Below are 24,067 nucleotides of genomic sequence, written 5' to 3' on the forward strand. Positions count from 1 at the left end.
TTCAGTGAGTTATAACCTAATTGTTTCTGTAAAGTTTTAATAATTGTAATAAAAAAACATGAAAATGAGCATAAACTTAAGTATATTGTAATATCAATATTTTTGATAAAGAATAGTGAACTTCTTGCTCTTTTATGAGATGAATATACACTGAGGTGTAATAGTTAATATCCAATTTTAATAGTATTAGATGTTTCGTACTTTCCGTCATCGATTATTATTTTGGTTTCTGATTTTCATCAGCTTTAGCTTTGTGATTATCATGCTTTCTATTACCTATCTTCAAAAACGTGAAACCGTTTTAAAACGAACAGAAGCTATTGAGAAATCGTATGTTATGCTTTTAAAAAGTGTAAAAGCTCAACAAGATTTTTTTAGCCATGCTACTAGAGATCCTCATTTTTTTCGTACCGGTGATAATCAATATTTGGATCAATACCTTACTTTATTAGATAGTACTAGATCATATTTAATGCAATTAGATCTTGAGGAAGAATCTGCATTGGTAGGAGGTATTGAATTTGTAAAATCTGATATAACAGAAATCGATGCGGTTTTTTTAGAGCTTATTGAACAAATCCAAGCTAGAGGTTATAAGAACTTTAATCTAGAAGGATCTATGCGCAAGGACGCACATTGGTTAGAGAAAATAAATGAGATAGATACAAAAGATATACTTTTTCTAAGACGTCATGAGAAAGATTATATTATGAGAAATGAATCTATATATGTAACCAGACTTAGTAATCTCGTTAATAAATTAAGACAACAAACCATCAATAGTGGAAGAATATCTAAAGCAAGAAAAAAAGTTGTTCTCTATTATCTCGATGGTTATCGAGATAAATTTATTCAGTTGGTAAAACTCGACCAACGTATTGGTATACGAGATAACTCTGGATTAAAACAACAATTAGATCAGCGAATTATAGTCTGCGAAGAAGATTTTAGTAACTTGGTTTTATATACCGAAGAGTGGGCCAAGGCGGAATTTAAAAAACTTACTATTTATTTTGGTTTGATTGCGTTTCTATTACTCATTGTAAGTGTATTAATCAGTTCTTTGATTTCTAGAAAAATCACAAAACCTCTTACAGAATTGACAATGCATATTACGAGGTTTGTGGATAGTAACTTTACCTTAGAAACAGAACATCCAATTATACGTACAGATGATGAAATAGGAAGTCTTACACGTAATTTTTCTTTTCTGAAAGATGAGGTGATTTCTAGATTAAAATTTTTTAAGCAAAAGGTAGATGAACGGACTGAAGAATTAGCTAATGCAAATAGAAAATTGCTACGTCTTAGTGAAGCTAATAGCCGTTTTGTACCTCAGGAGTTTTTACAAAACTTGGGTAGAGCTAGTATAGAAGAGGTAGAACTAGGAGATCAAGTAGAACGGGAAATGACGGTTATTTTTTCCGATATTAGAGAGTTTACTAAAATTTCCGAATCATTAAGTCCACAAGAGAATTTTGATTTTCTGAATGAGTATTTAAGTGGAATAGTTCCGATTATAAAACGTAATGGAGGTTTTATAGATAAATTTATTGGAGATTCAGTTATGGCGTTATTTCCAGATAACCCTGATGCTGCAATACAAACCATTTTTGAATTTGAAGATTTTATAGAAGAATACAATAGTAGATTGGATAAGAACATAGCCTTACCTATACAAATAGGCACAGGAATTCATACTGGTAAACTTATTTTAGGTACTATAGGACATGATCATAGATTAGAAACTACTGTTATTTCTGATGCGGTGAATACAGCTTCTCGAGTAGAAGGATTAACCAAGTATTATAATGCAAAAGTCATAGGTACAGAGCATACATTACTAAAATTGAAAAATAAAGATTCATTTCATTATAGATTTTTAGATACTGTAAAGGTAAAAGGCAAAACTAAAACACTATCTGTATACGAATTTCTGGGCCCTGCAGATCAAATAAAATTAAGTTATCTGAAAAATTATAATAAGGGTGTTACGTTTATAGAAAACAAAAAAATTCGGGAGGCAGCTGTTATATTCTCTGATTTATATAAGAAGCATCCAAGTGATAGGGCGGTAGAAATCTTTTTTGATAGATGCGAAAATTACTTAGAAAAGAAAACATCTTCATGGGATGAAATAACACATATGATTACCAAATAAAAATGAATGAAAAAGAAATTTGATCTTATTGTAATTGGTTCAGGTCCTGCAGGTGAAAAGGCAGCAGCAAAAGCAGCATATTTTGGATATAAAGTAGCTGTTGTAGAAAAAGAAAGAAGATATGGAGGAGCAGGAGTGCAGACAGGTACTTTACCGTCAAAAACATTAAAAGAGACAGCATTGTATCTTTCAGGAATGTACCAGAAAGGTATATTTGGAGTTGATAAACAAATAGGAAGAGAAACTGGAGTTCATGATTTTTTATACCGTAAAAATGTTGTTACGAACCATATGCATAAGACCGTAGCCCATAATCTTAAAAAACATGGAATAGAAGTTTTTGAAGGTTTCGCTAGTTTTATAGACGCCACACACATAAAAATATCTGGAGAACTAGAGCAAATTATAGAAGGTAATTATATCTTGATAGCCACAGGTTCTTATCCATACCACCCCGAAAATATACCATTTGATGACAAACGAGTTTTAGATTCTGATTCAATTCTTAATATAAAGAGGTTTCCTAAGTCCATTTGTGTTTTGGGAGCCGGTGTAATAGGGTGTGAATACGCTACTATATTTGGCGCCATGGGAGTTAGAACTTTTGTAGTAAATGATAGAGATAAGATTTTGGGGTTTTTGGATTCGGAGATATCAGAAGCTTTAGTAGAACAAATGAAAAAAAATGAAATCAAAATCTTATTTAATAATTCGGTCACAGAATTTGAGATTTCGGATGATGAAATGCAACCATTAAAATTGAAATTGAAATCTGGAGAATGTTTGAATGTAGAGATGTTTTTATTTGCCGCAGGACGCAGTGGTAATATTAAGGGCCTAAATTGCGAAGGAATTGGATTAGAAACAGGTAAAAGAGAAACTGTATTAGTTAATGAAAAGTTTCAAACAAATATCCCTAATATTTATGCAGTAGGTGATGTGATTGGTTTTCCTGCTTTAGCAAGTACAAGTATGGAACAAGGTCGTTTAGCAGTTACTCATATGTTTGATACTGCAGATTTAGAATCGTTGGCAGATGTTTTTCCATATGGAATTTATACAGTTCCCGAAGTTTCTATGGTAGGAGTAACAGAAGAACAGGCAAAAGCAAGTAATATAGATTATGGCGTTGGATATAGTTATTTTAGGGATACTGCGCGTGGTAAAATCATGGGAGATAATGATAATGGATATTTAAAGCTAATTTTTGATAAAAAATCAAGAATCATAAATGGAGTCCATATCATGGGGCATTTTGCTACAGAGCTAATTCATTTTGGTATGCAGTTAGTTCAAGAGAAGAAGACATTAGATCATGTTATCTCCACAGTATTTAATTACCCTACATTGCACGATTTATATAAATATGCTAGTTATGATGGTTTGGGTAATATAGCTGGTAAAAAAGTAAAAACCGCAGGAGAAGTGATTTAGTTTTAATGATTAAGACAGTTTTATTAAGATGTTGCTGTAATCAATTCAATTTAATCAAAATGACTTCTAAACTCAGGTATTTCTACTCGAAAAGAAGTTAAATTATCTTACTAAATTTATTGTTCTTAAATCCTTTAAAAAGATGATGAAATCTAAAATAATTTTGGTTACCACATTATTCATAGCTATAGTGATGATTAGTAGTTGTGATAAAAGAAATAAAACAAAACAAATCACATCTACTGATGTTGAAATTGCAAAAGATTCAATACTATTCAGTTTTTCTTTTGTAGGATGTAATATAGTCCAATATGGAGATTGGCATAATGACAGTGTAACCAATGGTACGATCAGTATTATGAATAATGGAGAAATTCAGTTTATTTCTAGAGGTTTTGATAAAGGCGATCCATACTATCAGGATGTACCAGATAATCTTATGAAGGTACAGGACAGTACAATTCTAAGTTGGTCAGAGAATAAAAATCCGTATCTGGATAATTAATAAAAAGTCAATTTTCGTAAAATCACGTCACTTTTTGTAAAACTAGATGTCAACGTTCTAATTAGATTTGTATTGATGGAGATAAATAAGATATCTCCACTAGCTAGAGTCTAAATCTGTAATATCTCAGATTTTTGTTGTATTTTAAATTAAGTCTTTGATACAAAGTCATCTAAGTTCTATGAATGGAAAGCATTTTTTTACAAAATTAATAGTAGTACTCATTATTGTTTTGTTTTATCATGATTCTGGATTTGGTCAGGATGGTAAATCGGTAAGAGAACGTATTGATAGTCTACAAACTCTTTTACAATCCCGACAATCGGATAGCTTATCCATATTCATGAATCTTACGGATTCCTATAATAATCTTCAAAATGATTCAGCTAGTATTTACATAAATAAATCTCTTTCTTTATTAAATATTATCGGTCCTGATAATAGGAAATTTTATGAGGTCTTAACACAAAAACATCTATTTTTTGTTCAGAAGTATGCAATGGATAGCATAAAAAATGTAAATACAAAGAGACTCTCCATTGCAAATGAAATAGAGGACGATAGGCTGATTTTTGATTGTTTTAGTGATATTGCTGCCGCTAATGTAATATTGAGAAAGTTTGATTCGGCAGGTTATTTTTTTGATAAAGCTAAATTGATTATCCCTAAAATTAAAGATAAAGGGTCAATAGCTAGCTATTATATCAATTTAGGAATGTTTAACGCAGAAAAAGGAGATTTTGATCCTGCAATCAAAGATTATATAAATGCTTTAGAAATATTCGAGAGTCTTAATGATACGATATCATTAGCCACTATTTACAATAGTATTGGAGTTCTTTTTTGGAATACAAGTGAGATGGAAAAAGTTATAGATTACTTAGAGAAGTCACTTCAGTACAGTAAGGTTATAGGAAATGAAGGACTTATTTGTACCAATTTGTACAATTTAGGGAGTTGCTACCTGGAATTAAACAATACCAAAAAATCTGCTACTTATTTAAATGAGGCATTGGTTTATGCAAATAAATTAAATCTGGATTATATTAAAGCTGATATATATAATAACCTAGGAGCTATTACTGTTCTAGAGAAAAAGGATTATGCTATGGCTATTGTTTATAATAAAACTGCATTAGAAATCTATAAACAAACAGGTGATGAAAAACGATATATTGCCACTTTACAGAGCTTGTCAAGGAATTATCTTCATAAAGGCAATTATGAGAAATCTAAAGATATAATTGACAGTGCTATAGTATTATCAAGTGAAAAACAAATTATCGAAGAAAAACCTGATCTATATAAATTGTTATCTGAAATTGATTCTATTCAAGGAGATTACCTTTCTTCTCTTACAAATTATAAACAATCCATTCGAATAATGGATAGTTTAGAAAAGGTGAAAAGAAGGGATAAAATTAAACAATTACAGGTAAAATTCGAAACATCAGAAAAAGAAAAAGAGATCACTACTTTAAATAGTGAAAACAAAATTAAAGAATTACAAATAACACGTCAACGATATCAAAACTATATTTTATGGGCAATTTTGGGAATGTCAACTATTGGTATCGGAAGTATATTTTTTCAGTATAGAATCAAGAAAAGAAATAATAAATTATTATCAATTAAGAATGAAGAAATAGAAGAAAAAAACCAAATTCTTTTAGATAAAAGTGCTCAGTTAGAAAAAGCTTTAGGAGAAAAAGAAGTCTTATTAAAAGAGGTACATCATAGGGTTAAGAATAATCTTCAATTGGTTACAAGTATATTAAATCTACAGGCAGATCGCCTTAATGATAAGAAGATTGAAGCCTTTGTAGAAAGAAGTCAAAGCAGAATTACATCTATGGCATTGGTACATCAGATTCTTTATTCTAATGATAAAATTGAGCAGATAGATTTTCATAAATACTTATTAAAGTTAGTGAAAGCAGGGTATGACTCTTTTGATTTTAATGATCAAAAAATAAAATATAATATTGATGCAGAGGAATTTTTCTTCCATATTGATACAGCAATACCAGTAGGAATTATAGTCAATGAATTGGTTAATAATGCATTTAAATATGCTTTTAAAGGAAAAGAAACGGGAATATTAACAATTAAGGTATATAGAGAATCAGAAAAAATAGCTATTCTAATAAAAGATGATGGCATTGGAATTTCTGTGAAAGAAACGAATGAGGAATCATCATCATATGGTCTCAAATTGGTAGACTTATTAGTAAGACAAGTAAACGGGGAAATGATTGTAAATCAAAATAATGGAACATCGATTAAAGTTTTATTCGAACCCTTAAAAGTATAACCAATCATGTCAAAAAAAATACTAATTGTAGAAGATGAGTTAATTATAGCTGCTGATTTGGCACGTATTCTTAAAAAAAATAATTGGAATCCTGTAGCCACCTGTATTAGTGCCGATGAAGCTTTGGAAGAGATAGAATTGTTATCTCCTGATATGGTACTTATTGATATAAATTTAAGAGGAGAAAAGCAAGGAACAGATATTGCTAATTACCTTCTGGAAAAGGATACGATCCCTTATGTTTTTATCACATCCCTTTCTGATAAATTAACATTGGATGAGGTTAAGAAAACAAGGCCTATGGGTTATATAATTAAACCTTTTAAACCAGAAACCATTATTTCTACAATTGAAATAGCCTTTTCTAATCATAAGCACAGAAAATTAGATCCAGTTCGTAATTCTGAAACTCCGGTGAGTGATGTTCCATTTAAACTTAGAAAAGTAACAGATCACATTGCTAATAATTTAGACAAAAAATTAGTGGTAAAAGAATTAGCCAAAATGACCGATTGGCAACATCATCATTTCATTAGAAATTTTAAAAGATATATTGGATCTACTCCTTATCAATATATATTAGAACAAAAGATTAGCAAAGCAAAATTGCTACTTACTGAAACTGATTTACCAATATCCACTATCGCTTATGATCTTGGTTTTCAGAGCCATTCTAATTTTAGTGTAACATTTCAGAAAAATGTGGGCACAAATGCAGAAAATTATAGGCGAACTTTTAAAAGTAGATAATAGGTTGTAATTAAGTCAATTATAGTCAAGTATAGGCAATTTTGATAAATTCTTTCTTCATTCAATAACATACATTTGTCATAGAAATATTTCTGATAAAACAAGAAATTTTATTACATACGGAAAAAGCTATAATCTGATCAGTTTTCCAAATTATTATTTTTTGTTAACTATTAAAATAAGTTAAAATCTTAAAACCAGAAACAATGATAAATTATAAAAAAATCTTTTATTTAATGTCCTGTATACTAATGTTATCATTAGTGATTGCATCCTGTGATAGCGAAGAAACGGAGACAACTTCAATTGAGGCACAAATTGAAATTGATGATAAGGCTATTGAAAGCGACCCAGACTATATAGCATTAGAAAAATTACTTATTAATAATATTTCTTTAGTTCAGTCTTCTTTAAAAAATAATAATGTTTCTCTTACGGAATATAAGAAAATAGTTATAGATAAAAATGAGGAACAAATGCAGGAAATTTTTGATAACAATCAGATGAAAATTTCAGAGAATTTTATTTTAGCAAAAATGCATTATGAAAGTTTAATTTCAAAATATCCTCAAATTGAAGAAGAAGTAGGTAGCGGCATAGATTATAATAATTTGTCTAAATCTGAGGCTGAAAGTATATTCCAAAATTTAGATAAATCTGACTTCTTAGATGTTAATTTTATTGGAAAGAATAATAGACGTTGCGGTTGGAGGTATATAACTTGTCTGCTAGCAGTTGGTTTACCAGCTTGGGCTTGTGTAATAGGCGGTTCTCCGACTATTGTTGTATCTGCTGCCTGTATAGCAGGATATGGTGCTGGTGCTATACTTTGTATGGATTCTTATTGTTGGGTTTTTTAAATAACTCACAATAAAAATATTCATTGATTGGAGCTGTTTATTTAAACAGCTCCAATTTTTTGTTTATACTTAATAACCATGATCTATAGCTCAATGAATATATTTTGTATAGAAGGTTTCATATTACATCTACAATTTGAAAAAGTACTTTTTTAAAAGAGCGTAAATGTTTTTAAAAAGATTTTTTTTATGTTAAATAAAGTTAATATCAATTTTTGTAAAGTCGTAGCATTTTTCAGAAAGTTCGTACTAGTCTTCATCCATACATTTGCACTGTTAAAAAATAAAAAGCTAAATATTTAAATTACAATAAGTTATGAGATTTTGTTTAAAATCATTTACAGTAGTTTCACTTGTTTTTTCGTTTGTGTTTTTTTCTTCTTGTGATAATAAACAAGAAGAATTGGAAGAAATTGGAGTTGAAGAAAATGTTGAAGTAGTTGGAGTTGAGTATTATGGAGAAAAAATATATGTGGAAAAAGTAGATGGAAATTATGTAATGGAGGGTGATATTTTGATTGACTTGGATCAGAATGCTAAAAGTTCAGGAAAAATGGGCGTTTTATGGCCAAATGGTATTATTTATTATAATATAGCTAGTGATGTATCAAACTCTAAAAGACAGATTATTTTTGAAGCAATGAATCATTGGAAAGACAACACAGTGATTAAATTTCAACAGAGAACAAGTCAAAATGCTTATGTTAATTTTGTAGACAAAGGAGGTTGTAAATCATTTATTGGTAGAAGGGGGAGAATGCAAGAACTCAATGTAGGAGGATGTTTTAATAAAGAATTATTAATTCATGAATTAGGGCATGCTGTAGGTTTATATCATGAGCATAACAAATATGACAGAGATAAGTATATAAGAATATTGTGGGATAACATAGATGATAATTTTTTAAGTGAAGCTCAATACAAAAAAAATACAACAGCTCCGGGTAGAGATTTTACAATTGGAGTGGATTTCGAAAGTGTTATGATATATAGAGCAGGTGTTACTGATCATTCAATAGATATAACAAAACCTGTCATGGAAAAACTTGATGGGACAGATTGGTCTTACCCTCCAGGAACTTTAAGTGCTAATGATATTCGTGGTGTAAATCTGATGTATGCTAATTCCATACCACTTGCAAGCGATATTTCTGGGAATTGGGCGCAGTATGAAATAAACCTTTTAATGAGTAAGGGGTTGGTATCAGGATTTCCTGATGGAACATTTAAACCGAATGATCTTCTTACAAGAGCTCAGTTTGCCACATTAATAGCAAGCATTATAAAACCAGAACCAATTAGAGATGATATTAATTTCCCTGATGTTCCTGATACGGATTATTGGGCTACTGATGCAATATCTATTGCTGTTAGAGGCGGATACATTTCAGGGTTTCCTGATGGAACATTTAGACTAGATGAAAAGGTGTCAAGAGTTCAGATATGGGTTTCTTTGGCAAGCGGATTACGATTAGGTGGAGGAATAAATTCTGATTTAGATTTTTTCTCTGATCGAGAAGATATTCCTGATTGGGCAATCGATAACGGTAAAGTAGCAGATGCTTATAAAAATAAACTAATCTCTGTTTACAATCCGAATAATTCAATAACTAATAAGTTACGCCCAAATGATAATGCAACTAGAGCAGATGCATTGGTTACGTTTCATCAAGCACTGGTATTCTTGAAAAAAGTTGATGATACAGCGAATAGATATTTGGCATTACCTTAGATCATTTTATAGAATAATAATATAAACGTATTCATTATCCTTCAGATAGTTCTCTAATTATCTGAAGGGTTTTTTAACGTACTAATGAAAACCATTAATCATTCAAATCCCAATTATATTCTAGATAATGAATTTTTGCATAATCATTAACTTTTGTATTTGTATACTGGTTAATAAAAGAAATAACACCTTTTTTGAAATCAACTTTATACCATTCGAATATTTTGCTTATTTCTACAGTGTTTTCTGAAATTTTGTTTTTAGATATATCATTAATCCAATTCCTAGATAAGGTGTTTAATTGTGTATTTAATTCAGAAGGAAGAAAAGCCCCTTTCATTAATTTTGGACAAGATATGGCTGCGCAATTAAAAGCTACGTGTAATCTAGGCTCATTAAAATTTGGGCGTACAATAGAGTTTTCTATTTGATTTAGAGAGTATGTTTTGTTTCCAGATTTTATGAATTTCTTATCCCAAGGTTTACCATTATTTATATCCTTAATACTTTTTACAGGATAATTGCTGGCTATGAGATGAATTGTAGCGGCATTATATAAATTAAACCAATATGCTAATTTTTCATTTTTTGTCCAATCCTTTTTTGGAGAAGTTACTGCTAAGTGTGATAAGTAGATTTCAATGGATTTAATATCTGATTTAAAACCATTATAATTGACTTTTCCAGAAGAGGAGACGTGTTTTTTGGTTAAACTATTCCAAATGGTGTGATGTGGTCTAATCTTTTCAATATTATTTTTCTTAATATCTTTTTTTTCTTCTTTATCACCTGCATTAGTTCCTTTTACAATCTCTTTGCCCTTAGATACTTTTACATCTGTTTGTGGTTCTCTTACTTCATTAGTCTCAATCACAGAATCCTTTACTTCTTGAGCTTCAATTGTTTCATTATTAGATGTAATTTGATCAGATGTGTGGTCGACCATAGCAGTATCTATAACGGTAGTGCTTTCTGGTTTCAAATTAGATTTTTCTTCCTTTTTATTAGAAGAGCATCCAAGAATAAAAAGAATAGCAAATAGAAAAGATATTTTTTGCATATTATTTTGGTTTTAACACTAATAGTTTAGGTCTTATTAAGATAGACAATAATTTAATAAAAAATAAACAAGATATAATTTATTATTTCTCGCAATCCTGAGTTATCTGAATTTCATTTAATTTATTCCATATTAAATGATCAATTTCTTTAGGAGATATTCTAAAGATTACTAAATGTTTATCGATAGAATTACATTCAATATAAGTAGCAATAATATTTAGAGCGACTTCTTTTTTAGTTGTAAAAGCGTCATAGGTTATTACTTTACCAGCATAAGATGCATTGTCAATTTTCTCAAAGAAAGCCTTAGTTTCTGTGACTTTCTTGGTAGCATCAGGTTCTGATTTAACCATTCCTTGCATTAATCCGATAAAGTAATCTTCTAGTTGTGATTCTAAAACCGTAGTAGATAATGTTGGTTTTTCATCCAAATACCAAAGAAATGCATAAGAAAAGTAATCCTCAGCGCCTTCTTTACCCCAACCGGGAGCAAATCGAACATATTCCGTACCTTTATAATTAATTGATGGTGCAAATGATAATGGAAACTCGATGGTTTCTTTTCTCCAATTATCAGGAGCAGATAAGTAGTTAATAGACGATTCTTCTTTTTTACAACCACCAATGAATAACAAAGTAACAATGATAAAAAATGGTATGGTTTTTGGATTTATCATAAGGAAATGTTTATTTTAAGACAATAAAAATAGTAAATGCAAAAATATTTATTGTTTTTCATAAATTTGTTACAAGGAAAGGAAAAATAAGAATACAAAAATTTTAAAATGAGATTATATAAGTTTAGAACATTACTATTATTGATTTTTTGCATTCAGGTTTCAGTAGCTCAATCATTGACTGATCAAGAAGAAGCAGAAATCATTAATATCCAAAAGGATATTGTTGGTAAATTAACTGGACACATTCCTATTAAGGGAAAAAAGAAATTGTCTAGTAGGGCCAGTAATTCAGAAAGAAGAATCACCGCTGATTATTTATTTAATTATCTTAAAGATCTAGGTACTAAACCCAAGCGTAATAATTATAACGTTCAAGATAAAAAAGGAAATCAGTACAATGGATCTAATATCTATGCCGAGATTCCAGCTACAAATGGGAGTGATGAATATATAGTTTTAGGAGCTCATTATGATACAGCAGAGGGGAGCCCTGGAGCAGTTCATAATGCTACAGGAGTTGCACTTACTTTATATGTTACAGAGAAAATAACCAAATTAGCCAATCGAAATATTAATTTTATAATTGTATTTTTTGATCAACAAGAAACTAATATGATCGGATGTAGAATGTTTGTTAAAAAACTACAGGACGATAAATATAATGTAAACTCGATGCATCGAGTTGATTATGTTGGTTGGGATAATGATGAAGATAGAGCAATAGAATTATTAGCATCCAACATAAGTCTAGAATCTGCATATCGACTAGAATCTGGTGTACCTGTTTTTAAAAGAAGAGTATCAACTCCAGAGACCCGAGTGTTTTCTACTTTAGGGTATGATACAATAACAATTACTGCAGAGTTAATGAATGGAGATAATTCTCCATATGTACATCAATCAGAGGATAAGTATACGACTGTAAATTTTAGATACTTAGCGTCTACTTCGTATATAGTTTCTAAGGTAATGAAGTCACTTGCTAAGTAAGTTTAAGATATAATAGATAACAAATTAAAAGAGTTTCTTCTTAGTTAAGAAGAAACTCTTTTAATTTGTTATAATCATTGGTTTTAATACTCACTTTTTCTTTGTTCATTACTTTTTGAATCTGAGGCGGGATTAATATTTTAGTATCCAATGTTTCTTCTACAATATCCAAAAATTTAACAGGATGAGCAGTTTCTAAAAATACTCCGTATTCATTTTCCTTTAAATTATATTCTTTTAAACCAAGATAACCAACTGCTCCGTGAGGATCCGCTATATATTTTGTTTGTTGATATACTTCTTTCATAGCATCTTTTGTACTTTGATCGTTAAAACTATACGCAGAAAAACTACTCTTTAAAGACTCGAAATTATTGTCAAATAATTGTTGAATTCTAATAAAATTACTTGGGTTACCAACATCCATAGCGTTAGATATGGTTGCTTTAGAAGGCTTTGGGTTATAATCTTCGGTATTCATATACCTAACAACGGTATCATTTGCATTGGTAGCAGCAATAAAGTGTTTAACAGGAAGCCCAAGTTTATGAGCAACAATCCCAGCGCAAATATTCCCAAAATTACCACTAGGAACTGAAAAAACGATCTCTTTTCCTTTGCTTTTTAATTGTTTATAAGCAAAAACAAAATAGAATAATTGAGGTAGCCATCGAGCAATATTTATGGAATTAGCGGAAGTCAACTGTTTATAATTAGTGATGCTTTCATCAAGGAAAGCTTTTTTTACCATATCCTGACAATCATCAAATACCCCATCCACTTCTAATGCTGTTATATTTTGACCTAAGGTGGTTAATTGTCTTTCCTGTATATCACTAACTTTTCCGGACGGGTAGAGAATAACCACATCAACACCTTTTACGCCTAAAAACCCTTGTGCTACCGCACCCCCTGTATCGCCAGAAGTTGCAACCAATACGGTAACTTTATCATCATTATTTCTATTAAAATATCCAAGACAACGTGCCATAAATCGAGCACCAACATCTTTAAATGCCATTGTAGGTCCATGAAAAAGTTCTAACGTGCCTATATTTTCTTTGATATCAATTACAGGAAAGTCAAAACTTAATACATCTCTAAGAATGTCTTTTAATTCAGTATCAGGTATCTCATTTCCAACGAATTGTTTAATAGTCTGAAAACCAATTTCTATTGTGTCTAAATTCTCAATATTATCAAAAAATGATGGAGGTAAAGGAGTAATACTCTCAGGGAAATATAGTCCCTTATCTGGAGCTAATCCCTTTATAACTGCTTCAGAAAATGATACTTTAGGAGCTTTATTATGTAAACTATAATATTGCATTATAAATTTAATTTTATTATTGTGAAACTATTGCAGAAAATTCAATCTCTACTAAAATACTGGGATCAATTAACTTAGAAACTTCTACCATTGATGTTACTGGTTTTATTTTTCCAAAGTACTCTCCATGAGCTTTGCCAATTTTTTCCCATTGCGTAATATCTGTACAGTAAATTCGTGTTCGTATTACATTATCCAAACTTGCATCCAAACCTTCTAATACTTTTTTTATATTTTCTATAATTGCCACTGTCTGTTCATATTCATTTCTTCCAGGAGCAGTTGTTCCTGATATTTCAATAATGTTCCCAATTTTAATGGCTCTTGAGTATCCTACGATATCTTCCCAAGGAGAACCAGTAGCTATTTTTTTGATTTCTTGCATGTCATTTAATTATTTTGACTCCTTGACTATTGATTTTAGAAATATGAATATCAAAGTCAAGTCCAGTTTTTGTATATACATCGTTTATTACTTCCGCTACATTTTTTGCAGTTGTTATACTCTTACTCAAAGCAAATATAGAAGGCCCTGAACCTGATATCCCACATCCTAATGCGCCTGCAGAAATTGCAGCTTTTTTAACGTTTTCAAATTCAGGGATTAGAATGGATCGCATTGGTTCTATAATAACATCTTCTAGACTACGTCCAATAAGTTCATAATCTTCGGTAAAAAGACCTGATATAAAACCGCCAACATTACCCCATTGATGTATTGCTTGCTTTAATGTTACATTTTGCTTGATAACAGACCTCGCATCCGAAGTTTTTACTTCAATTTGAGGGTGAATAACGGTCATTACTAGATCATTTGGAGTGTGTAATTTGATCACATCTAATGGGGCATAACTTCGCACTAAAGTAAATCCGCCTAATAGGGCTGGAGCTACATTATCCGCATGAGCATTTCCACTAGCTAGTTTTTCTCCTTCCATTGCGAATTCTACTAATTTATGAGGAGAAAAAGGATTGTTTAATAGATGGTTTACAGCCCAAACAGCTCCTGCACTACTAGCAGCACTGCTTCCTATGCCACTTCCTGCTTTTATTTTCTTGTAAATTTCAATATCAACACCAATTTCATTCTCATAGTTAGCTAGTAAAGCTTCGACAGCAACACCAGCAACATTTTTTTTAGTATCTAAAGGTAGATCAGCTCCCTCAATTTTAGTAATTCTTACACCTGGTTTAGAACTAAGGGATATAACCATTTCATCTCCTACAGTATCCAAACAGCAGCCTAGGACATCAAATCCACAAGATAGATTGGCAACGGTAGCTGGAGCAAATATCTTTATACTTTTCATGTTAACATTGAGATTTACTTTTTACCTATTCTTATAATGTCAGCAAATATACCAGAGGCTGTTACTTCTGCACCGGCACCAGCTCCTTTTACAATAAGAGGTTGTTTTGGATAACGATCTGTATAAAAAAGAACAATGTTATCACTTCCTTCTAAATCATAAAAAGGATGATCAGCGGGGATATGCTGTAAACCTACTTTTGCTTTTCCATTCTCATATTGAGCTACATATTTTAGTCGACACTCTTTTTCGTTAGCTTCTTCAAGGATTTGAGCAAAATGAGCCTCATTATTTTTTAATGATTCAAAAAAATCATCAACCGTTAAGGTTTCAAGACTTTGCTGTGGTAAGAAAGCATCTTTTTCTATGTCATCTAATTCCATGATTTGACCACTTTCTCGAGCTAGAATGAGAATTTTCCTAGCAACATCTACACCGCTTAAATCAATTTTTGGATCTGGTTCAGTATATCCTTCTTCTTGTGCTTGTTTTACCACATCATAAAAGTTAACACCTTTTTTATAGTTATTGAAGACAAAATTTAGACTACCTGATAATACAGCTTGTATTTTATGAACGTTATCACCAGATGCAATTAGATTGTTTAGAGTATCGATAATCGGCAAACCAGCACCTACATTAGTCTCATAAAGAAAAGAGGCACTAAATTTTCTAGAAAGCTCTTTCAATTTAGAATAATTAACATATTCATCAGCACAAGCAATTTTATTACAGGTTACAACAGCCATACTTTCTGTTAAATAATGCTTATATACTTTTGCTATATCAGGATTAGCAGTATTGTCTACAAAAATTGAATTACGGATATTCATTTCTTTAGCTGTATTGAAGAACTGTTCTGAATTCGCTTTTTCTCCACTAGCTAGTTTTTCTTTCCAAGTATTTAATTTAATCCCTTGCTCATCAAAAACCATTGTTCTCGAATTAGAAATTCCAACAACACGTATTTTTAGACGTAACTTATCTTTTAAATAACTTTTCTGTTGTTCTAATTGGGAGAGTAATTTACCCCCTACATTTCCTACACCTGTAATAAATAAGTTTAACTGTTTTGTTTTTACTTCAAAAAAACGTTCGTGTAATATATTTAAAGCTTTTTTAATATCTTTTTTTCCAATTACAACAGAGATGTTTTTTTCTGAAGCTCCTTGAGCTATTGCTCTTATATTTACATTGTTTTTACCTAAAGTGCTAAACATCTTACCACTTAGGCCTTGATGGTGATACATATTATCACCAACTAAAGCTACAATAGCAGCATCATTTTCAATTTTTACAGGATCTACTTTATGTTTTGTAATTTCGAATTCGAATGCTGTATCCAAAACTGTTTTAGCCTTTTCCGCATCTACAGCTTCTACGGCTAAACATATAGAATGCTCGGATGAAGCCTGAGTGATTAGAATTACATTGATGTTTTCTAAGAATAGTGCCTCAAATAATCGTTTGGAAAACCCTGGAATTCCAACCATTCCACTTCCTTCTAAAGATATTACAGAGATATTGTCTATATGACTAATCCCAGTAACTGGTTTTGGTCTATTAATAACTTCTCTTGTAATTAATGTTCCTTTATCTTCAGGTTCAAACGTATTCTTGATAACAATTGGAATGTTTTTGTCTAAAACCGGATGGATTGTTGGAGGATAAATGACTTTAGCTCCGAAATGAGACAATTCCATCGCTTCCTGATAAGAAATATGAGATACAGGTTTTGCTTGTTTTACTATTTTGGGATTAGCAGTATACATTCCACTTACATCCGTCCAAATTTGTAATTTATCAGCTTGTATACCTGAAGCTAAAATTGCTGCTGTAAAATCGGATCCGCCTCTTCCTAAAGTGGTAGGTTCGCCAGCTGATGTTCTTGCTACAAAACCTGGAAAAAGACTAATCTGATGTTTATTATCCTCAGCATATCTTTTTATTCTATAGTTAGTTTCTTCATAATCAATGGTAACTTTTGAAGCTTCTGTTGTAATGATATAATCTCTGGAATCTTTAAGAACTATGTCTAAACCTTTTACTTTCGCAGCTTCAGATATTATGAAGGATGATAGCATTTCTCCAAAGCTAGCAATTACGGATTCAGTTTTAGGAGATAACTCACTTAATAGATATACTCCCTCACATAAAGATTCTAGTTTATTTAATTCTGATTTGACTTTACTAATAATAGAACTTTGAGAGACTACAGGAATCAATTTCTTTATAGCATCAAGATGTCTGTTTTCTATAGTAGTAAGAGTGTTTTTATATTTTTCATTGTTAGAAGAAGCTTCTTTACCAGCCTGAATTAGTAAATCTGTAATTCCGCCAAGGGCAGAAACAACCACATAAAGAGGTTTGCTTACAGATTGCTTTTCGATGATTTCTATAACTTTTTCTATAGTCGCTGCATTTGCGACTGAGGAACCTCCAAATTTTAGAACGTTCATAATATATTTTTTATAATGATGTATTTGATAAAGCTTTTCGATAGTTTATTTACTTAAAATATACTACCTACTTGATTTCTATGATATATAAATGATTAACCCCTAAGGGTAATAATAATAGTCGAAGTACGTGAAATTGAAGTATAAGCGAAAGCCGCTGTTGTTCCTAACGCGAAAAGTAAAACCGAGATTGAAACCGTACTAAACATTAGTTTAATTTATATTTAAGTTCAAATGTATAATTTTTTATTTTTGAACAAAATAAAAACGTTAGTAATCATAAACTTTTATTGATCCTTTAATTTAAGGCTGTATTCGTTAAAGCATTCTTAAAAAATAATTCAAAAGGATTATCAATGTTTTTGAAACCAATAAATAAATAATCACTAAAAATTAAACTTGTGAAGATATTTTCCGCTGATCAAATGCGTAAGGCAGACGAAGTAACTATTCAATCTCAAGAAATTACTTCTTTAGAATTGATGGAAAGAGCTGCTACCCAAATATTCAATGTTTTACATCAACGACTACAAGGAGCTCCAATTCCGATTCATGTATTTTGTGGTCTTGGGAATAACGGAGGTGATGGTTTAGTGATTTCACGTTTATTAGTAGAACATGGATATCATGTGAAGACGTATATCGTAAATTTCAGTGATAAAAGATCCGATGATTTTCTAGTTAATTATGATCGTTTAAAGGCGATGGGAACGGAATGGCCAACGCAGCTTAAATCGGATGAAGATTTACCAGAGATTAAGCAACAGGATATGGTGATTGATGCTATTTTTGGTATTGGTTTAAATAGACCATTGGTGCCTTGGGTAATCAATTTGATTAAGCATATTAATGCGTCTAGATGTTTTACCTTATCTATAGACGTGCCTTCAGGTTTATATGCAAATAAGGCTCCTGATGATCCAGAAGGTGTTATTTATGCTTCTACCACTGTTACTTTTCAGTTACCTAAACTAATATTTTTCTTACCAGAGACTGGGCAGTATTCTCAAGACATGGAAGTTATTGATATTGGACTTAGTAGAGAGTTTATCTCACAAACTCCAGGTTTTGCTGAACTAATCGGTAAAAATGAGGTACTTTCTTTATATAGACCTCGTCATAAATTTGCTCATAAGGGTGATTATGGACATTGTTTAATTATTGGTGGAAGTTATGGTAAAATTGGTAGTACAGTTTTAGCAACAGAAGCTGCTTTACGAATAGGATCCGGCCTTGCTACGGCATTTATTCCAGAATGCGGATATGATATTTTACAATCTACTATTCCTGAGGCAATGGTTATAACCGATAATGAAGATGATTACATTTCTAATATAAAGTTTGACTTAGAACCATCTGTTATTGGAGTAGGAGTTGGTTTAGGTACTAAAGACAAGACTATCGTAGCATTTGAAGAGTTTTTAAAACAAAATAAAACTAAATTAGTTATTGATGCAGATGGGATTAATATATTAGCTTATAAACCGGAGTTTTTAAAGTATATCCCATCAAAAACAGTATTAACCCCACATCCTGGGGAATTAAAACGTCTCATAGGTGATTGGAAAGATGATTTTGATAAAATTGATAAAGTAAAAGACTTTTCTAAAAAGAACGACTGTATTGTAGTAATTAAAGGAGCCAATAGTCTTATTGTTTATCAAGAAGATATCTATGTAAATACTTCTGGAAATCCCGGAATGGCTACAGCTGGAAGTGGTGATGTATTAACTGGAATTATAACAGGGTTGATTTCTCAAGGATATGATCCGTTGCATGCAGCAGTCTTCGGAGTTTACTTGCACGGTAGTGCTGGAGATTTAGCAATTCAACAAACTGGATATCAGGGTTTATTGGCTAGTGATATTGTTTCCCATATTGGGAAATCATATTTGGAATTGTTTAAAAAACCACAACAGGCTCCTCCAGAAGCTTAAGATTTCTTTAATTCACGTTAAAAAATAACGTTTAAAACGTACAATTTTATCAGCTTTTTGTAGTTAATTTGAATATTGATATCTATACTATCAAGAATTAAATTTAAAAAAGCAAAAAATGATGAAAAACAAGATGATGGCGATGGCAGTAATCGCCTTAGGATTATTGGGTGTTTCCTGTTCTAGTGATGACGGACCACCAGTAGCTAATATTGCTATTGAAACAATTGGATTAGAAAATTTAACAGGAGGAACTACGTATCAAGGATGGTTAATAGTAGATGGCCAGGCTGTACCAACGAATCGGTTTACAAACCCCGCTGGTACTATAAATCTTACAGTATTAGCTTCTGATCTTGCAGATGCTACTGAGTTTGTTCTTACTGTAGAACCAGTAGGTGATACAGATAATGTTCCTTCTGATGCTAAAATTTTGACAGGAAGTTTTAATGGATCTAATACTGCGACGCTTAATTTTGCGCCAGTAGTTGCGGATTTATCCAGTACAGCGGGACAGTTTTTTCTAGCTACTCCAACTGATGATGTAGCTGATAATGATGAATTTGGTGTTTGGTTTATGGATGGAACATCTGCAGGATTAACATTACCTACTTTAGCGAGCGGTTGGAAGTATGAAGGTTGGGTAGATTTTGGTAATGTAACAGTTTCGACTGGTACATTTTCTGATGCAGAAGGAAGAGATGATGCTAATTTCTTTAGTGGTTCTGGAGGGATGATTCCAGATTTTCCTGGGGAAGATTTTCTTGTACTTCCAAGTCAAATTCCATTAACTGGGGTTACATTTCCAGCTTCAGTAGCAAGTAGAAGAGTTTTTATTACAGTAGAGCCTTTTGGCGATAATGATCCAGCACCTTTCTTTATTGAGCCATTAAGCGGAACTGCAGGTATTACTACAGGTCCTGCAAATCCTGTTTCAATGATTTCGGATACTTCTACACCTTCAGGTAGAGCAACAAGACCAAATTAGATCTTATTTAAGATATAACAATACAATAAAAGACTCTCGATTTTTCGAGAGTCTTTTTATTTATAACTTTTTTGTTCAAAAGATAACAAGAAGAACCCTTTAAACGTTTTTTTTGCTTTTATTATTTCTTCGTAAGACAGTGGGTTGTTGTCTAAAATTAATCCTGCTAACGAGTATTTCTCAGTTTCATATACCTCTGGTATTGATACAATTTCATTATTATTAATGTGTACCATAAGTAGTGATTTCATGCTAGAAAAAACACTCGGAAATTCTTTAAATTTATTATAACCAGCATGTATGACCCATACATTTTTCATTTCAAGTAGTTGATCAGACAAGCCTTTTAAATAATTATGATCTACATAAAAAAATCGTATTTGATTAAGTTGCCCAATTGTATTAGGCAATTGTTCTAATTTATTATGATCAATCCATAAAGAATATAACTTAGGTAATTGACCTAAATAAGAATAACTTGCTTCATCGTGTATCTTGTTATACGATAAATTTAAATCTCTTAGCGTATTGAGTGCTGTTATATTCTCTGGAATTTTAGTGAGCTGGTTATTTTTTAGATTCAAAAACTCAATAGGTAATTCTGAAATTTCAGTTAGTATCTGCTGCAGATTAAGCCCAGGGTTATTTACCAATGAAATTTGTTTAAGATTAGGAAATAGTTTAATTGATTCTGGGATTGTTTTAATTCCTAGACTATCTAATATTAATACTTCTAAATTTTTATGAGTGGCTAATTGGTTCAAGCTTTTATCAATATTCAGATTCGGATTGTTACTTAGATTGACCATTCTTAAATCTTTTACTTTGACTATTGAAACGGGTAGCTCCCTAAAATTTTGATTACTAAGGTCTAAACGATGAATTTTCGAAAATTTATCTGAGTTGATTTCTGAGTGAGTTTTACTATAAAATGTTGTGTATGTATCGCAACTAACAAAGAGCCATAGAAAACATAAGTAATATATTAACTGTCTTTTAATCATTCGTAATCGCTTTATAAAATACATTTCCACTTATTTCTAAATAGATTTTGTTTTTGGTTTCGACTGGCCACGGAAATCTTGGGTTTAATCCTAATCCATCATGTAATATATTCTGAATGTAAGCTCCTGTTTTTTGACTATTTGCACCTAATTTGGCGTGTACAGAAACGTTGTTTTCTTGATGTGTTGCGTATCCGTATAAATTTCCATAAAAAAGTTCTTTAAAAGGAGGAAGTGTGTACCATACATTTTTACGGCCATCATCAGAATTAATAGAGTTTCTAGGTGATTGACTATAATCAGGTCTTGGAGTGAATAAGTCGATACCAATTCCAACTTTTTGTATAGTTTGAGGATCAATGATTTTTGTAAAACCAATGTCTAAAGAGCCTGTAACACCATAATCTGTTCCAGCACCTTTAAATAATCCAATACTAAAATCATTTTGGAAAGAGAAATGGATATTATGATTTGCATTACTAAAACGCATAAGAAATGCTCCACGTCTTAGGCTATACGATTTCAAAGATTTAGGGAGATAATCCTTGCTAAAACCGAATCCTAATCCGTTAAAGCCACCTTTTCCGTTTGGATTAAATAGAAGAGAAGTATTCATGTTGGAAACAGACGATCCTAGTAAGTTGCTATTTTTACCGATACCTGCCAAAGCAAAAAACTCATAAGAATATGCTAATCCAGGTATTTTAACAGTATGACGTTTTAAGAATTGATAAGTGGCTATAGATAATCCACTCTCTACTGAAATATCTCCATAGTTTAAGGTGCCAAAGCCATATGCTCCTAGTTTTAACCATTGATTTTGATTACCTATAGTGATTTCTGCCCTTAGCATAACGCCACCATCTGCACTAAGACGCTGAGAATATATTGAGGCACAATAACTCAAGAGAAGAATAAAAATAATTTGTTTTCTTTGGTTGTTCAAGAGCATACTATCTTCTGGGATGAAAAGTATTAATAACCTCACTAAGATGACTTCTATCTATATGCATGTAGATTTCAGTTGTCGTAATACTTTCGTGACCTAGCATCAATTGAATAGCTCTAAGATCTGCTCCGTTTTCTAATAAATGAGTAGCAAAGGAATGTCGGAAGGTGTGCGGACTTATATTTTTATGAATTCCAGCTCTTTCTACAAGTCTTTTTACAATGGTAAAAATCATCGCCCGTGTAAGTTGTTTTCCTCTTCTGTTTAAAAACAAAGTATCTTCATGTCCATTTTGAATATTTAGATGAGTTCTTATTTCATCCTTGTAAATATTGATGTATTTCTGTGTTACATCTCCAATAGGAACAAATCGTTGCTTATCACCTTTACCAGTAATACTGATAAAACCTTCATCAAAGAAAAGATCAGATAGTTTTATATTAATTAACTCGCTAACCCTTAAGCCACAACCGTAAAGCGTTTCTATGATAGCTCTATTACGTTCCCCTTCAGGTTTGCTTAAGTCTACCTTAGATATAATTATATCTATTTCTTCTAATGATAGTGTATCAGGTAGTTTTCTTCCAATCTTTGGAGCTTCTATGAGGTCCATGGGATTGGTATCTCTATAATCCTCAAAAACCAAATAGTTAAAAAAACTTTTTAACCCTGATATGATACGTGCCTGAGATCTGGCATTAACTAGTTTTGCTGTCTCATATATGAATTGTTGAAGTGTATCTTTTTCGATAGATAATGGTGTCTTCTTTATATTGTGTTCTTCTAGATGTTTGATTAGTCTTTGAATATCGAGGCTATAATTTATAATAGAATTATCAGAAAGCCCTCTTTCTATTTGTAGATAATGTTCATAATCTTTTATGGCGTGACTCCATTTCATTTTTCTAATATAAAAAGAAAAACCATCCTGATCTAATCAGGATGGTTTTATAATTTTTTTGATATTATAGTTTTTACAAATGAATAGCAAATCCAATATTAAGTTGAAATGCATCTGTATAGAAATCATCGTTTAAACTTAAATTATATCTCACTCCCGGTTCTATGCTAACATTATCTCCAATAAAAAAAGCATAACCACCTTGAATACCGAAATAAGAAGGGTCTTCATCAGCATCACTACTGATGCCACTGTAGTCTATTTGTACAGGTATAGTGCCTATAACATAATACTTAGCACCAATTTTATAACTAAATCTATCTACTGCATCAGCATCTGAATTAACTTTAATTGACCCATAACCCAATCCAGCTTTTAATGCTAAATTGTCTATAATAAAATATCCACCTTCTATTCCAATATTAAAAATAGATCCGGCATCATCAGAGAATGAGGTGAACTGAATGCCTGTATTTGCTGTATGAGCTGCGCCAAAATTGGTATTTGCTTCAATTAGCCATTTTCCCTTTGAAGTTTGCTCTCCATCTTGAGCATTAGCAAATGTTAAACTACATACTGCAATAGCAGTTAGAATTAATTTTTTCATGATAATTGTTTGTTTAAAATTGAATACAAATGTATCTCCGCTATGCATGAAAAAAAACCCTGTTTTCAGGTAGATTTTAAGTAAGATTATTCCT

General features: G+C 31.3%; 20 protein-coding genes. 10 read left to right on the forward strand and 10 right to left on the reverse strand.

The genetic code is table 11. The annotated features are described in order from the left end of the window. The first annotated feature begins 190 nt into the window (after positions 1-190). From BMY33_RS02015 to BMY33_RS02045, 7 genes are all read left to right on the forward strand, one after another. Positions 191-2,161 (forward strand): adenylate/guanylate cyclase domain-containing protein, encoded by a 1,971-nt coding sequence (locus tag BMY33_RS02015; RefSeq protein WP_091404828.1) that lies wholly within the window; start codon positions 191-193, stop codon positions 2,159-2,161. Between the two features lie 6 nt (positions 2,162-2,167). Next, on the forward strand, positions 2,168-3,595 hold the full coding sequence (sthA, locus tag BMY33_RS02020; RefSeq protein ID WP_091404830.1) for a Si-specific NAD(P)(+) transhydrogenase: 1,428 nt from the start codon (positions 2,168-2,170) through the stop codon (positions 3,593-3,595). A 142-nt stretch (positions 3,596-3,737) separates the two neighbouring features. Continuing rightward, positions 3,738-4,100, forward strand: a complete 363-nt coding sequence (locus tag BMY33_RS02025) for a hypothetical protein (RefSeq protein WP_091404832.1) — start codon at positions 3,738-3,740, stop codon at positions 4,098-4,100. 157 nt (positions 4,101-4,257) lie between these two features. Further along, positions 4,258-6,414 (forward strand): tetratricopeptide repeat-containing sensor histidine kinase, encoded by a 2,157-nt coding sequence (locus BMY33_RS02030; protein WP_170836977.1) that lies wholly within the window; start codon positions 4,258-4,260, stop codon positions 6,412-6,414. A gap of 6 nt (positions 6,415-6,420) precedes the next feature. Next, positions 6,421-7,164 (forward strand): response regulator transcription factor, encoded by a 744-nt coding sequence (locus tag BMY33_RS02035; RefSeq protein WP_091404840.1) that lies wholly within the window; start codon positions 6,421-6,423, stop codon positions 7,162-7,164. 206 nt (positions 7,165-7,370) lie between these two features. Beyond that, complete coding sequence (locus tag BMY33_RS02040; RefSeq protein WP_139195568.1) at positions 7,371-8,024, forward strand: hypothetical protein; 654 nt, start codon at positions 7,371-7,373, stop codon at positions 8,022-8,024. Positions 8,025-8,340: 316 nt separating this feature from the next. Beyond that, positions 8,341-9,756: a M12 family metallopeptidase gene (locus BMY33_RS02045; RefSeq protein ID WP_091404848.1), complete on the forward strand. Its 1,416-nt coding sequence runs from the start codon at positions 8,341-8,343 to the stop codon at positions 9,754-9,756. Positions 9,757-9,850: 94 nt separating this feature from the next. Here the strand turns inward: BMY33_RS02045 and BMY33_RS02050 are convergent, their stop codons facing one another. Further along, positions 9,851-10,816 carry a DUF547 domain-containing protein gene (locus tag BMY33_RS02050; protein WP_244542961.1) on the reverse strand — a complete coding sequence of 322 codons (966 nt, stop codon included), beginning with the start codon at positions 10,814-10,816 and terminating at the stop codon, positions 9,851-9,853. An 82-nt stretch (positions 10,817-10,898) separates the two neighbouring features. Further along, positions 10,899-11,495 carry a hypothetical protein gene (locus BMY33_RS02055; RefSeq protein ID WP_091404851.1) on the reverse strand — a complete coding sequence of 199 codons (597 nt, stop codon included), beginning with the start codon at positions 11,493-11,495 and terminating at the stop codon, positions 10,899-10,901. A gap of 108 nt (positions 11,496-11,603) precedes the next feature. Between BMY33_RS02055 and BMY33_RS02060 the strand changes: the two genes are divergently transcribed. Continuing rightward, on the forward strand, positions 11,604-12,488 hold the full coding sequence (locus BMY33_RS02060) for a M28 family metallopeptidase (protein WP_091404853.1): 885 nt from the start codon (positions 11,604-11,606) through the stop codon (positions 12,486-12,488). A 40-nt stretch (positions 12,489-12,528) separates the two neighbouring features. On the opposite strand, the gene thrC is transcribed toward BMY33_RS02060, so the two are convergent. The 4 genes from thrC to thrA are packed head-to-tail and all read right to left on the reverse strand — an operon-like array spanning position 12,529 to position 17,587. After that, positions 12,529-13,818, reverse strand: coding sequence for a threonine synthase (thrC, locus tag BMY33_RS02065; RefSeq protein WP_091404856.1), 1,290 nt, complete (start codon positions 13,816-13,818; stop codon positions 12,529-12,531). Between the two features lie 16 nt (positions 13,819-13,834). Further along, a complete protein-coding gene (locus BMY33_RS02070) occupies positions 13,835-14,203 on the reverse strand; it encodes a RidA family protein (RefSeq protein WP_091404858.1) in 369 nt (122 codons plus the stop codon). Between the two features lies 1 nt (position 14,204). Next, positions 14,205-15,128, reverse strand: a complete 924-nt coding sequence (locus BMY33_RS02075) for a homoserine kinase (protein WP_091404863.1) — start codon at positions 15,126-15,128, stop codon at positions 14,205-14,207. 14 nt (positions 15,129-15,142) lie between these two features. Beyond that, positions 15,143-17,587, reverse strand: coding sequence for a bifunctional aspartate kinase/homoserine dehydrogenase I (gene thrA, locus BMY33_RS02080; RefSeq protein WP_091404868.1), 2,445 nt, complete (start codon positions 17,585-17,587; stop codon positions 15,143-15,145). Between the two features lie 401 nt (positions 17,588-17,988). Here thrA and BMY33_RS02085 point away from each other — a divergent pair, with 401 nt between their 5' ends. Together BMY33_RS02085 and BMY33_RS02090 are read left to right on the forward strand one after the other, a co-directional pair. After that, the gene (locus tag BMY33_RS02085; RefSeq protein ID WP_091404872.1) at positions 17,989-19,524 is read left to right on the forward strand and encodes an NAD(P)H-hydrate dehydratase; all 1,536 of its coding nucleotides are present in this window, start codon (positions 17,989-17,991) and stop codon (positions 19,522-19,524) included. Positions 19,525-19,642: 118 nt separating this feature from the next. Continuing rightward, a complete protein-coding gene (locus BMY33_RS02090; protein WP_091404875.1) occupies positions 19,643-20,512 on the forward strand; it encodes an anti-sigma factor in 870 nt (289 codons plus the stop codon). Between the two features lie 56 nt (positions 20,513-20,568). Here the strand turns inward: BMY33_RS02090 and BMY33_RS02095 are convergent, their stop codons facing one another. The 4 genes from BMY33_RS02095 to BMY33_RS02110 form a co-directional block, all read right to left on the reverse strand. After that, positions 20,569-21,321: a leucine-rich repeat domain-containing protein gene (locus tag BMY33_RS02095; protein ID WP_139195569.1), complete on the reverse strand. Its 753-nt coding sequence runs from the start codon at positions 21,319-21,321 to the stop codon at positions 20,569-20,571. 187 nt (positions 21,322-21,508) lie between these two features. Further along, positions 21,509-22,423: a hypothetical protein gene (locus tag BMY33_RS02100; RefSeq protein ID WP_091404882.1), complete on the reverse strand. Its 915-nt coding sequence runs from the start codon at positions 22,421-22,423 to the stop codon at positions 21,509-21,511. A 46-nt stretch (positions 22,424-22,469) separates the two neighbouring features. Then, positions 22,470-23,366, reverse strand: a complete 897-nt coding sequence (gene xerD / locus BMY33_RS02105) for a site-specific tyrosine recombinase XerD (protein WP_091404883.1) — start codon at positions 23,364-23,366, stop codon at positions 22,470-22,472. Between the two features lie 73 nt (positions 23,367-23,439). Then, entirely contained in the window at positions 23,440-23,973 is a 534-nt protein-coding gene (locus BMY33_RS02110; protein ID WP_091406061.1) for a porin family protein, read from the reverse strand. Positions 23,974-24,067: the final 94 nt, after the last annotated feature.

It is taken from the genome of Aquimarina amphilecti (genome assembly GCF_900109375.1).
Classification (GTDB): Bacteria; Bacteroidota; Bacteroidia; order Flavobacteriales; family Flavobacteriaceae; genus Aquimarina; species Aquimarina amphilecti.